Source organism: Rahnella sp. ATs2 (assembly GCF_051851855.1).
Taxonomy (GTDB): Bacteria; Pseudomonadota; Gammaproteobacteria; order Enterobacterales; family Enterobacteriaceae; genus Rahnella; species Rahnella variigena.
Genome location: NZ_JBLYPL010000030.1, coordinates 1 through 13,481 on the forward strand (window position 1 = coordinate 1; position 13,481 = coordinate 13,481).

Here is a 13,481-nt window from a genome sequence, read left to right on the forward strand (position 1 = left end):
GAAGACAGGCTCAGGTTCAGGAACAACTGAGGGCAATGAACCCGGTACTTGCCGACCCGACCCTGTTCAAACCCAGTCTGAAAAGATGACCTGACTGCCCTTTTCTCTTCAAAATTTGGATAAAAAGTGACATTCAAAAATGGGAAATCAGGGTGACATTTTAAACAGGGATAGACATAACTTGTCAGCGCAAAGCGATAATGTCGTGTTCGGAGATGCGGAAGTTTTGTTGGACTGGTTATGTTGTGATCCCCAGATGCTGCCGGTACTTAACCGGACTCATTGCACCCAATGATAATTTAATTCGCTTCTCGTTATTCCAGCGTATGTACCTGTCCAGGAAGCAGATAAATTCTTCCTGCGTCGTGCTCGCCCAGTTTCTGCCATAGTACATTTCATTTTTGACCCGCCCGAAGAAGCCTTCACACGCCGCGTTATCCGACGAGCAACCTTTGCGCGACATGGACCTTTTAAGACCTGATGCATTAATACGATTCAACCAACCCGGCCATCGATAATGGCCGCCTCTGTCGCTGTGTATCACCGGTTTTTCATTTTCTCTGAGCGTATCGAGCGCGTCGTCGAGCATGCAATTCACCAGTTTCGCGTCCGGACGTTTTCCTATCGACCAGCTCACCACTTTGCCATCAAAACAGTCGATTACGGGCGACAGATAGACCTTGCCCTCCGGCAGGTGGAACTAAGTAATATCAGTCAGCCACTTCTCATTTGGGCTGCAGGATCGAAAATTTCTGGCAAGGAGATTTTCAGGTGCCGGCCCTATTTCTGCGCAGTAAGAGCTGTATCGTCGTTGCCTGGCTCGCTTAACGACGAGTTGCTCCTCAGTCATTAGCCTGCGGACAACCTTTTCAGTGATACAGAGCTTGTTCTCTCGGAGCATCGCGTGCAGACGCCGGTATCCATAGCAGCGGTAATTTCCTTCAAAGATTTTTGCCATGGCTATGCGTATTTCCGCGTACTTATCATTCAGACGCTGGCTCGCTTTGTGATAAAAATAGCAACTCCGGGCAAGCTTCAGAACACAGAGCAGTTCAGCGACGGAATAGATTTCCTTTAGGGCATCAACGATCTGGGTTTTCTCTCTGTTCTTCAGGGTCAGGACGCTGATGCCCATGTCTTTTTTATCAGTTCATTCGCTTTTGTCAGGATATCGCGTTCAAGCTGCAACTGATGAACCTGCTGTTTAAGCCGCGTGATTTCATCAAGCAATGCATCCTGGTTTTTATTCTGAGGTAATGTTTTACGTCTTCGCATGGATCGATAAGCCTCATCGTCGAGCAGGTCTTTCTTCCATTTGTACAGGACCGGGACGCTCACGCCTATGTTTTGAGCAACGTTAAGGGCGGTTCCGCTTCGGTTGCAGAGCTCACGGACGGCTTGATATTTTTCTTCCTGACTGAAGCATTTATTTGTATTTGAGCGGACAATCAGAGGATGCCGGTTTGGATATATTTCTTCAATCCAGCGTTTAAGTAATACGTCGCTGGGATAGCCTATGGCTCGCCGAGTAAACGCCAGACAACCACCATGCGTCAGGTAATGTTCCACAGCAGCGATTTTTTGCGCCTGTGAGTATCGCTGTCTCGATTTTAATTCTCTCGGTAATTCGCCAGTTTCTTCATAAATTCTCACCCAGCGACCGAGCTGTTTTATGGATGGATATCCCAATTCTCTGATGACCACAGAGGCTTTTTTGCCATATCGATAATAGAGTTCAACAGCCCGAACCCTGTCCTCATATGAATGCATTAACTCTCTCCCGAGAGTCCAAGAAATCGTCCGCCCCCCCCCGTTCGCCCGACTGCTTGCGATCAACACTTCACCCCATATGGGTCTGAAGCCGAACTATATGAAAAGGTACGATAAGTACCTTTTTTGAGAAAACCCTATATCCAGTCATAACATTTCATGATCCTCAAATCATACATCGGCGATACTTGTCTTAAATGCATCGACTATTCTTGATATATCAGAATCAGTTAGATCTGAATTTATTGTAAGCCTAATTAAAGATTTGTTCTTTGTCGTAGCAGGATAACCAAATACGGAACCATACACGCCCTTCTTTTGAAGTTTTTTTTGCAGTACTTGCACTTTTTTTTCATTGCCGATTTCCACCGCAATAATTTGTTCTGTTCCACTGGAAACATTATATCCAAGTTGTGCCAGACTTGCCCTTACTTGCTTGGAATTAGAATGCAACCTTTCTCTCTTGACATTAGAAGAAATAATGAGTGGAATCACATCCATAAACCACTTTAAATCATGACTCATCAGTGCTGAACTAAATATTGATGGGTGAGACTCAAGTAGAAAGTAATCTTTGAAATTATTGGGGCAAGTTATCAACCCAGCTCTGCCAGCAAACGCTTTAGCAAGACTTACGGTAATAAAATCGACTTGCTCATTAATTTTTAAATGATTTACCAACCTTCGTCCTTCTGGACCATGTGTACCTGCTGAGTGTGACTCATCAACAACTAAAACACAATCTAACTCTTGAGCTAATGTAGCGAAATCAATTAATGGGCAAAGGCTACCATTAGTGCTATAAACTGAGTCTACCACTATAATACCAGGGCCATATAGCAATATTTTTTTTCGCGCACTATTTACATTGTTATGTGCAAAAATATAAGACCTTGCCTTCGCAAGTAATACTCCATCATGGAATGACATATGAGCTAAAACATCAACATAGACTGGTGTGTTATTATCCGCTAATGATTGTATTAACCCTGTATTTGCAGCCCACCCAGACTGACATAAAATGCTACTATCTACATTAAAGAATTTTGAAAATTCCTTTTCAACTTCACTTTGAAAACTAGATTCATCTAAAAAAATGATGACATCAACACTTCAGCGGAAGTATTCTCCCGACGGCTATAGGGAAGTAATTTGTTTTTACAAATACAAAGGTAGTCATTATTATTCAATGGTACATCATCCGATGATGGTGATGGTGATTTAAATAAACTCTCCCCCCCCCACTCATTAACAAAGCGATCCTGATAGTGTTCTTTTATTCTTTGTTCAAGGAAAGGTGGGAGAGGTTTTTGACGCATATGTCACCAAAATAGATAAATTATATTTCAATATAATCAATAAAAATCATTTTTACCATGTCATTTTAACGTATCCCTATACCGAACTGGCAGAATCGGTACTGTATAATTGGAGTTGCCCATGCCAAAACGGACGCGGTTGATTTATAGCCAGCAGCGCACTTCTATCCTCTCTCGGTGACTGCTTTTTCAAACCTTTGTGAGGACTCCAGTTATTATAGGCCTCCATCCATTCCGACAGTTTTTCCATTACGGTCACCGCATTCGGCAGGTTATTCACATACACGTAGTCACGCTTGAACGTTATCACGAACGATTCAGCCATCCCATTGCTCTGCGTACTGGCGTCGTACACACGATCAACCCGGGTGAGGCAGTGAACTTTTTTGTTGAGTCCGCTATGTAGCAACTGCCGTTATCGGTTAGCCACTCAACGGCATGTGGCAGATAAAGCGTATTTCCAAAGCGCTTTTCTACACTCTCTGCCAGCAAATCCTGCATCATACCGCTGTTTATTCCACCTGTTGTCGCCGACCAACCGATGGCTTCGCGATCACAGCAGTCAAGGCTGAACACCACCCGCACGACTTCCCGATTCCAGCAGCGGATTTCGAATCCATCTCAACACCAGCGAGTATCCGGCTTAAGTGTCACGATGTTGCCGGTATAACAGCGCTCTGGCTTTTTATGGTCAGATTTTGCCAGTAACAGGTTATTCGCCAGCATGATCCGGTAAATACGTTTGGGGTTAACCCGCCAGTTCTGTTCCTTCAGCGCACGATTGAGGTACGCAGTCACGCGACGATAGCCGTTTGTCGCCCGCTCGCTGCATATCTGGCGGATATGCGGTAACAGGCGGGCGTCATCATCTTTGCTGTAGCGGGCTGACCGGTGCTGGTGTTTCTTCAGCAGCCGTTCACAAAGATTCGAACGCGATACGCAGAGCACTTTGGCTATTCGGATGAGGGGGTATCGTCCGGTGGCAACCATGGCATGCGCGATATCAACTTTTTTGCCTGGGCTATCTCAAGCGCGTCCCGAAGGATTTCGGCTTCCATCGTTTTGCGTCCCAGCATTTGTTCAAGCTGTTTGACTTTTTTCTCCAAAACTTTCACCTCCGAGACGCTGACCACCTCGTCGCCTGCGGCTATCGCAGACTTTCCACCATCGTTCATGAACCGTTTCCACTTAAAAATAAGACTGGGTTTGATGCCATATTGCCGGGCAACGAGTGATACGGTGTAGCCGGACTGTAAGGCGAGCACAACAAAACGGGCTTTCTCTTCGGGAGTATAACGATGGCGCTTTTGCACGCCAGTGATCACTTCGATTCTTTGCACAGGACACTTCTTAAACATAGCTCTATGACTTTACTAGTGAAGTGTCAGGTTTAAACGGGGCTACTACAATAATCTGGTAGGCCTAATCCAAACTAGACAGGTCTCGCTATAGGACTCTAAAGTACCATGACTATGTTTGTTCGTGTCTACCTGCGGGCATTGACCTGTGAACAGAGTGAATTCCATTGCATTACCGTGCCCGATGATTCTTTGCCAGTGGCCACTTTCAGATTACAGCTTCATCGATATATCTAACACAGGGGTGTTCTTTCTTATAGGTTCGGACCATTCACGGGTCATCCGTCCCGTAAAATACTGGTCCTACTCACCCCCGTTCATATCGACAAGATAAACCTGAGATAGCAGGAGGAATTAGTTAAAGAGGCACCGAAGAGTAAACATCTGATCGGCCAACTCTTTACTCAAGATTTTGAACTTAATAATGTGACATTAAGAACCCGGTTCAAGAGTCTGTCTCACCGAAAATTTGCTTTTTACTCGCTCTAGAGCTGCATGAAAAAGACATTACTGCCTGCACTTAAAAATATATGTTATAATAAGTAGTAAATTACCATTTTTGGGCACTTGATGAGATTTTGTGTTCTATACTGATTTTTACTAAACCCTAACGAAGTAATTTTATTATGAAAAAAATTTTATTATTCCTTTCTCTCCCATTATTTCTAGTAGTAAACATAGCGTCAGCCACCGTCGACTGTGGAAATTTAAAGCTAAAAATCAACGCTGGTAACAATCCCTTTTACCAAGATCTGGTGCAAAAGGTACTGGTTGAAAAAGTCAGCTCAAAACAAATCGACGTATCCGAAGTTTTATCCAACGAAGGATGGCTCGCTATTTTCGCCTCAACAAAAACATCTGAGCCAGGCGTTTTTTTCTTTCAAAACAAAAAATTTATTGATGTCTGGGGTGGAATGGTAGAACAAGACGAAAAAACTAACGTATTAAAATGGGCCCACGGCATTCATGCTCCAGAACAATTAACGCACTGTTTTTTTGATGAAATAGTCATAAAATAACAACCGTCTATGGGCCGTAAACAGTGTTGTACCCGGCACATTGCGGAATTCCAATTTTTTTTGAAAAGTTATGTGGAACGTAAGACAGGGCTGAATCTGGTTGAATTAATGATAGAAATTACTTATGGCCTGTTCGGGGTTGGGCAGATTCGTTCATCATCTCCGTAACTTTTTGGTTTTCATTTTTTATGGCTAAGAAGGCTGTACCGTTTTTTTAACAGGGTGCTGTCTCGTTGCAACTGACGAACCTGCTTTTCAATTTCTTGTATTCGCCGTTATTCTGGTGTTATTGCACTGACTATCGGTGTGTTTTCACGGATCTCTTCGCGATACTGCCGTAGTCAGCGCTTTAAGGTTGAAAGGCCAATATTCACATCGTTTCAGCAGTATGAGTCACCGGGTACTTGTGCTGCAGAGCCAGATTCTCACGCTCATATTTAAACTCATGAAAATTTTTTTTTCGCATTTTATCCTCGATAGAGAGGCTGATTATATCTCTCAGAAAATGTCCGGCATAATTACAAAACCGACAGGTTTGTTATGTTCATCCATGGGAAACTATTCATTTTCTTACCGATATATTGATTATGGATTGGGCTAGAAACTAATCACGGAAAAAGTCGGCCATGTGGCTTCTTCTCTCGACAAGATAAGCAGGAAACAGCCTCTTTGTCACCGGCAACACTTTCAACAGTCGTGGGCGCCCCCATATGTCAAGATTGTTCTCGACACAGTCCCTGATATGTTTCGGATTGTTGAATTCAGGTACATTATGTTCAGTGTGAGAAATAGTAGACATTTTTTCAGAAATACGTCTATCCGTCATCACCCAAGAAAAGTGCCACCCCCCATCACAAATGGTTTTAGTTCGATACTTAAGCCAATTCCATCTAAACCAACTATCGCGGATAGGGTTACCCCTGCGTTTCACATTTCTCAGCAAATCGGGTTGCCCAAAAAAGAAGTTTTTTAAAGTTTTAAAAGTCACCATTTTAGGTAACACAGCTTTACGTGGTGTACCATCAGAATTCATTACCTGAACATTAAACTTGTAATTGAAGTAATCCATGTGCACAGTAGTGCAGAGATTACGGTGCCTGAAAAGCTTAATCGCATCCGGTCTTAAAATCTCATCAACATCGGAAACAATGATTATGTCGGCATCATTCGCATCGTTGAGCCCTCGCATAATACTGTTGCGGGCAATGGTTTCGTTTTCCCACGGGTCAGATTCTCCAGCTTTTACCGTAGAACTATTTGACAAAAATTCATGATCGTAAACCTTAGGCTGCGTATAATTTACAACATAAATTATTTTATCTTTAAATTTTATAAACTTTTCGATATCAAAATTAAGTTTTTCTCTCTTTTTCCCGGTAAAAGTATAAAGAGATTCAACAATAACGAACTTATCAACAACTGAATCAAGGGTATGAAGACGAATATCCAAAAGCATATCTTCATCATAGTATAAAAAACAATCGTAAATCATCACATCCCCGCTAATTAAATCTTAATACTAAAGAATATAATTCTACAGGTAACAGAATTGTATTTACTTAAACTTTCATTGAATATATTAGAAATTCCCAAAAAAAATAGAGATGGTTTAATCATTGTTTAAATATTTCGTCTATATACATTCAAAATTTAATGCATTTGGAAGGCGTAAAGCCATTATCTGTACGCGGAGGTGAAAGGGGGCTGATGTTCATTAGAAAGAAAACTCACGTTAATGATGTTGCCTTACATATCCGGCATGTTGAATGAACCGCACATTTGCGCACTACCGACCTCATTATATTTAGTAGCACAGCTCTGGCTGAATGTGTTTTGAGTTTTATTTCCGTAAATTGGATACTCCTGTGTAGTTACCATGCTATTAACTACGTGGCTTAACTTAACCGGATATATTTTTTGAAGTATCGAGCTGCATTTCTTCTTGCAGTAACGGTGTCAACCAGTCTGCAAATACCCTCACAGCGCTGGAGAGATGCCGTCGGTGAGGATAAAGAATACTGAGCGGCAACGGATGTGGCCTGAATTTCTGCATTATTTCCAGTAGCTTTCCCGATACAAGTAAATCAAGAACATCATATTCGGGTATCTGGATTATCCCTGTTGCTGCCTTGCAGGCAGAAATATATGCTTCAGCGCTGTTGACTGTCAGATGACTTTTAACGTCAGTGCTTTTTACTTCACCTCCATGCATCCACTCCCATCGCTCTCTTCTACCTGAAGTGGGGGAAGCAAAGCCCACGGCAATATGCTGACTGAGTTCCGCCGGAGATAAGGGTTGACCAAACGCAGCAACATAGTCATCAGACGCCACACTGATGATATTCAGGTATCCTATACATTTCGATACCATCCCGGAGTTATCCAGAATGCCTACCCGCACGGCACAATCAATGCCTCCCTCTGCAAGGTTAACATTGCGATCAGTAACGCCGAGGTCAATCTGAATAGCCGGATGACGCTTAAAAAACTCTGGAAGCGCGGGTAAAATGATATGGCTACCGACGCGTCCTGGCACATCAGCACGGATTTTACCTGCCACTACATCGCTGGCTTGTCGGGAAAGGTTTTCAGTTTCTTCAATTCTCTTCACCATCTCCTGACAACGCGCGTAGAAAATATTACCGTCAAGTGTCAGCGAAACGCTACGTGTCGTCCGGTGAAAAAGGCGCGCATTAAGTCTTAACTCCAGCTCGCGGACAGCTGCTGAGACAGTCGATCCGGCCGGATGAGTGATTCAGCGGCCCGTATAAAACTGCCATTCTCGGCTACCCTGAGAAAAACACGATACAGATCTATTGTGTCCACAGGACCTCATTATGCGTTATCTATGGATAGTGCATGCATATTATCAATCTTTATAAATATTATTAAAGTATTAAGCTACTTAGTGCGGGGCTGACCCGTACAATTATTTTCTGAGGAGTTAAAGCATGGCTGACCACAACATTCGCGGTAAAACTGTTCTTATTGCCGGCGGGGCCAAAAATCTGGGCGGTCTGATTGCCCGTGATTTTGCACAGCAGGGAGCGCGTGCCATTGCCATACATTACAACAGCGCGACCTCACAGAAGGAAGCCGAAGACACCGTTTCTTTTCTGAAGGCCAGCGGTGCTAAAGCCTTCGCATTTCAGGCCGATCTGACCTCTGCTGCTACCATGGAAAAATTATTTTCAGATGTGGTGGCGGCGGTCGGCAAACCGGATATCGCCATTAATACCGTCGGTAAGGTGTTGAAAAAACCAATGGCTGAGGTTACTGAGGCTGAATTTGATAAAATGAGTGCAGTCAACGCCAAAACTGCCTTCTTCTTTCTGAAAGAAGCCGGTAATCACCTCAATGATAACGGTAAAATATGCACGTTGGTGACCTCCCTTCTTGGTGCCTACACGCCATTTTATGCTACCTATGCGGGAATGAAGGCGCCGGTCGAGCACTTTACTCGTGCCGCTTCAAAGGAGCTCGGTGGACGTGGCATCTCTGTCACGGCTATCGGTCCCGGCCCGATGGATACTCCTTTCTTCTATCCAGCAGAGGGCGAAGATGCGGTCGCTTACCATAAAACAGCAGCGGCGCTGTCTCCTTTCAGCAAAACCGGCCTGACCGACATTGAAGATATCGTGCCATGGGTCCGGTTCCTGGTCAGCGAGGGGTGGTGGATGACGGGACAGACTATCCTCATTAACGGCGGTTATACCACCAAGTAGCACATTAAGGCCTCTTAGCTTTCAGAGGCCTTATCATTTTCAATAAATTAAAACGGTAGAACATGCAATGCCGGGCTCATGAGCTTTTCCACTGCGCAAGTGCCTTTTGCATGAAGTGCCTGCACGACATTTCTGTCCACGGTGCGTTATCGGCCAAATTTGACGCCTTTAATCTTAGCTTCCCACCTGCCTTCATTAATGTTTTCGAGAATTTTCTGGTGTTCGGCCTTTGCTAAAGCCGACAGTGCTCTCCTTGATCTCTAATCTTCTCCCAGAAAGGAGTGACAGTCTAAAATGAAGCATCCGGTCTTTCTTTCATCTCGCTGAAAGTATATCAACTATGAAAAAGACCCGTTATACCGAAGAACAGATAGCGTTTGCCCTTAAACCGGCCGAAACCGGCGCTCGGGTGTTGATGCGGCACGAGGCCCAACCACGCAGCAAAATGGCGGCCATTCTTAATTTCTGTCCCTTTATCAATCGTTGCAATAACGGCTGTGGCGGTTTTGGGGCCCATACCTTTCACTTTAGCAATATGCTGACAGTTTTCGGACTGTTTAAAACGATGTAGACTTCTTTATGAAAAAATCCTATAGGCTGTTTAGATCTCAAAAGAGGTCATAGAGCTCCGCAATCATTCTGCGCATACGTGCACTGAGCCCGTTTTCAGCATCTTCGAGAATCAATAGAATAGTTCGACGACCCCCTGTGACAGTGATATCAATGGGTATCCCTCGATCCCGCAACAACCCTCGTATCTGACAGACCGTCGCAGTACTATGATTGACGGTCCGTTGTCTTGCACGATATAAGGCCTGAATATCTTGCTGCTCCCGTGCTTTTTAGCAGGACAAATCTCATCGTGGGCAGCATCAGCGGCTATAGGATCGCCAGCGCGCCATTGCCGTCATTTTATTGCCCCAAGGCAAAAGCTTTAACAAACTGGAGATTGATGACTTTTACTCTACGTGACTGTTTTTCAAACTCACGCTGCCAGTAAAATGATCCATTTGAGGTTTCTATGCTAATCAGGCAAGTCGGTATATTGGCTACAGTCTGAAGCAATATTTTTCGGTGAACGCGTTTAGTGTAAAGGGTTATCCAGCCAGGTTTAAACACAGAGTTGGAAAACATTTTTAGCCAGATCGATACCCAGATAGACGATATTCATGTTTACTCTCCTTCTGAACGTATTTTGTCCAGTTAAGCGCTAAGGGAGGATGTAGTCTATTCCAGTAATTGGAAGAAGAAGTTTGGCGGCATGGGCGTGACAGAACTGCGATAGCTGCGCAAGTTGGAGGAAAAGAGTCACCGCCCGAAACGGCTAATCTCCGATCTCAGTCTGGATAAGGAAAAGTTGAAGGATGTCATCCAAAATTTTCTGAGACCGATGCAGAAACGCGAGGTGGTCGAATGCCTGTTGGAGGCGTACCGCATTGGGGTTAGCAGGGGATGTCGGTTGATGATGCAGAGCCGAACGGTCTGCACCTACCGCACCTGTCTCAGCGGATACGGGAGAATGCAGAAACCACTTTCGTTATGGTGTGCAGCGGATACATATCCTGCTGCGGCTAGTTAAGCACAAGAAAATCCATCGAATTTACTATTTGGAAGGGCTGAGCTTGCGGTCAAAATGTTCGCGGTGGCACGTGACGGCCAGGCACAGGCGTATCCGCCCGGTAGTGACCGCTGTAGGTCAGTGCTGGAGCATGGATTTCCTTGCTGACAATCTGTTCCACGGGCGCCGGATCCATGCCCTCACTGTAGTCGTGAAGGCGTGGCGATTGAGGTTCACTAGGGTCTTCGCGGTGATGATGTGATAAAACGGATCTGGCAGACACAGCTGCGTGTACCACAGCGGCTACAGATGGACAACTGCAGCGAATTAATCTTGAAAATGCTAGATTAACTGGACGGATGGAAACCGGGTAACGAAGGACTTTTCACGCCCCAGGAAGCCCGCGGATAACGCCCTAGTTGAGTCATTTAACGGCAGCCAGCGAGATGAATGTCTGTACATGCACCGGTCCTGTCACTGAAAGATGCTCAGGATAAGACCGAGCACTGGCGGCAGGAATATAACCAGTACCGGCCACGTTCCTCGTTAAATAACCATACTCCGGCAAAATTTATCCGAAGCCTGCAAACAGGTCAGGGGGCCCTGATTTATTCAGGCACCAATATTGGAAAGGGGTCAGATTAACGCAAAATGAATCCGGAATATTTTTTGAGCAAGCTCTATAATTATTACCATTTTTATTGATAACTACAATTTGTAGATGTTTATACTGTGGTGGTTACACTTGTGAGCGAACGCTTCAGAAATGGTGAGTTAGTCAGAGTTTATACTGTATGGTCGATGACTTGGGGCATTGGCGCACGCAATGGTTGTGCCGAATGATAGGTGAGTAGCCATACAGTTGAATACCTACCTCTTACCATTCATGGCTGCGCTGCTTTGCGATTTCTTTATAGTGTTTACCCATTAAGAATGTCTGGCTGGGCTGATAAGCCAACTTAAGATTAAAAGAAAATGAGAAGAGGTTATAAGGCATGGTTCAGTTGGTAATGATTTTACTGGGAGTTGATTATTTACGTAACCGCTGGCGTGGGTTGATGATTGCTGGTTGGTTAGGTGCGTTAGCTGGCTTAATCATCTTCATCGATGCATTGGATAACGCGATTTATTTTCCACTATATCCCTTTGCTTTCCTGTTGTTGGTCGAAGGTGTGGCAACATTGATGGTTGCGCACACCGGCATCGGGGGACAACGTACCTTACGTTACGTAAAAGGGGCGGCATTCTCCCTGGCCGCGATATTGATCTTGAGTGGGCATCACCATGGTCATTTTATTTTATCGATGATTTTTGGCATTTTATTTTTGACCGACGGGCTATTACAAATCATCACCGCTGGCATTGTACGTTATAAAAACTGGACATTTGTGGTCGCCGGCGGCGTCATCGAAATCATGTTAGCCATTTTTTTCTTTCAACCCTATCCGACCCATTATGTAGGCACCGTCCCTTATTGTTTAGGTCTGGGGTTGATATTCGGCGGGTGGAATATGGTTATGCTGGCGATGCGTGTCAAAAAGCTAGAGGTCAACCCTGCCGTTTTGGGCAATACGGCTGCTGAGGAAGCCAGCAGTAAAGAATCGACCCCGTTGACTACGGAATGGGATGGTCCTCCGACTGCCGATGAACCTGCACTGACCATACATGTCTGGACACCTGTAGGATCCTCGAAGAATGCAGTGGTGCCCCATCCAGTCATTGATCGTTATATTGCTGCGGTGGATAAAAACGGGGTGATTTCCACCGGTCATGCTGCGCTAGAATCTCCGGAGGGCGTATATATCAGCCTATATCCGGCAGAGGATATTGACCGGTCACCGGATCAATTTACTCGCTTGCTAAGGGCAACAGCAGATAATAATGTTGAAGGGCAGTTTCAACCGGATTATGTGACTGAATCCCAAAAATGGTGCCCTTCAACCATGCAGGTGCGGATCAGGAACTACGATGCTGAACGGTTGAATCGGTTCTGGGAGGTCTACCAGGCAGACAATACCTATAACCTTACGCATCGTAACTGCTCAAGCAGTGTGGCATGTGGGCTTGAAGCTGCACTGGAAGGGGTGGTGGGTAAAATATGGGTGCAGCGTGGCCACTGGTGGGTATTGAGTAAAATCCTCACGACGCCTGAGTTATGGGTGGCGATACAAATACGGAAGCGCGCAAAAACGATGGCCTGGACCCCAGGGCTGACGCTCGACTATGCACGTGCATTAAGCATGTTGGCGGATCCTCGGCCTGCCGGCTGGATAACCACCATACGCCGCGCCATAAACAAAATTTTTACTTTGCACAAACAATGGCACGATGAAAAATCACAGGGCATGAGAGCACCCACTGTGAGAAACGTTCCCCCAAAAGATAAAGGCAAGTAGCAATTATGGCCATGTTTTCGTAATTGACCTCACCAACGGCAAACAATTAGCAAGACTAGGTGTTGGAATATATCCGATTTAGGGAAGCAGGCTAAAATGTACTGCGTAATCTTCGCAACTTCAGATATCGATATTAGCCAGTTAAAGCTTTAGATATGGTCTCATCTTACTGGTCAGGCAAGGTTGCGCGCATCTTTTTTGAGCTTCGTTATCGATAGAAGTACGGCGTAGCCGCGACCAGCGATATTCGACTTGGTGCGGTTTTTTTTTAAAATTACAAGTTGACGTATGTGGCTTGGCGATGAGTAACACTTAATTGGCGTCAGAACCGATGTC

At 44.9% G+C, this 13,481-nt stretch carries 6 protein-coding genes and 6 pseudogenes; 5 read left to right on the forward strand and 7 right to left on the reverse strand.

Going from position 1 to position 13,481, the window contains the following annotated elements; all coding sequences use genetic code 11:
• Positions 1-238 precede the first annotated feature (238 nt).
• The 3 genes and pseudogenes from ACJY2G_RS23130 to ACJY2G_RS23140 all read right to left on the reverse strand — a co-directional run bounded on the left by ACJY2G_RS23130 (position 239) and on the right by ACJY2G_RS23140 (position 4,429).
• A pseudogene (locus ACJY2G_RS23130) lies at positions 239-1,770 on the reverse strand (IS3 family transposase).
• 171 nt (positions 1,771-1,941) lie between these two features.
• Complete coding sequence (locus ACJY2G_RS23135; RefSeq protein ID WP_439292264.1) at positions 1,942-2,871, reverse strand: aminotransferase class I/II-fold pyridoxal phosphate-dependent enzyme; 930 nt, start codon at positions 2,869-2,871, stop codon at positions 1,942-1,944.
• 294 nt (positions 2,872-3,165) lie between these two features.
• Positions 3,166-4,429, reverse strand: a pseudogene (locus ACJY2G_RS23140) (IS3 family transposase).
• A 390-nt stretch (positions 4,430-4,819) separates the two neighbouring features.
• Between ACJY2G_RS23140 and ACJY2G_RS23145 the strand changes: the two are divergent.
• A pseudogene (locus ACJY2G_RS23145) lies at positions 4,820-4,936 on the forward strand (IS1 family transposase); the annotation flags it as partial.
• A gap of 137 nt (positions 4,937-5,073) precedes the next feature.
• Positions 5,074-5,466, forward strand: coding sequence for a hypothetical protein (locus ACJY2G_RS23150; RefSeq protein WP_439292227.1), 393 nt, complete (start codon positions 5,074-5,076; stop codon positions 5,464-5,466).
• 604 nt (positions 5,467-6,070) lie between these two features.
• On the opposite strand, the gene ACJY2G_RS23155 is transcribed toward ACJY2G_RS23150, so the two are convergent.
• The 3 genes and pseudogenes from ACJY2G_RS23155 to ACJY2G_RS23165 form a co-directional block, all read right to left on the reverse strand.
• Complete coding sequence (locus ACJY2G_RS23155) at positions 6,071-6,958, reverse strand: benzoate transporter (protein WP_439292228.1); 888 nt, start codon at positions 6,956-6,958, stop codon at positions 6,071-6,073.
• Between the two features lie 408 nt (positions 6,959-7,366).
• Entirely contained in the window at positions 7,367-8,080 is a 714-nt protein-coding gene (locus ACJY2G_RS23160; RefSeq protein WP_439292229.1) for a LysR substrate-binding domain-containing protein, read from the reverse strand.
• Positions 8,081-8,152: 72 nt separating this feature from the next.
• Positions 8,153-8,221 (reverse strand): annotated as a pseudogene (locus ACJY2G_RS23165) (hypothetical protein); the annotation flags it as partial.
• A 196-nt stretch (positions 8,222-8,417) separates the two neighbouring features.
• On the opposite strand from ACJY2G_RS23165, the gene ACJY2G_RS23170 reads away from it, so the two are divergent.
• Positions 8,418-9,191 carry an SDR family oxidoreductase gene (locus ACJY2G_RS23170; protein WP_439292230.1) on the forward strand — a complete coding sequence of 258 codons (774 nt, stop codon included), beginning with the start codon at positions 8,418-8,420 and terminating at the stop codon, positions 9,189-9,191.
• A gap of 403 nt (positions 9,192-9,594) precedes the next feature.
• Here ACJY2G_RS23170 and ACJY2G_RS23175 read toward each other — a convergent pair.
• A pseudogene (locus ACJY2G_RS23175) lies at positions 9,595-10,362 on the reverse strand (IS110 family transposase); the annotation flags it as partial.
• A 66-nt stretch (positions 10,363-10,428) separates the two neighbouring features.
• On the opposite strand from ACJY2G_RS23175, the pseudogene ACJY2G_RS23180 reads away from it, so the two are divergent.
• Both ACJY2G_RS23180 and ACJY2G_RS23185 read left to right on the forward strand, forming a co-directional pair.
• Positions 10,429-11,394: pseudogene (locus ACJY2G_RS23180) on the forward strand (integrase core domain-containing protein); the annotation flags it as partial.
• 350 nt (positions 11,395-11,744) lie between these two features.
• Positions 11,745-13,145, forward strand: coding sequence for an HdeD family acid-resistance protein (locus tag ACJY2G_RS23185; protein WP_439292231.1), 1,401 nt, complete (start codon positions 11,745-11,747; stop codon positions 13,143-13,145).
• Positions 13,146-13,481: the final 336 nt, after the last annotated feature.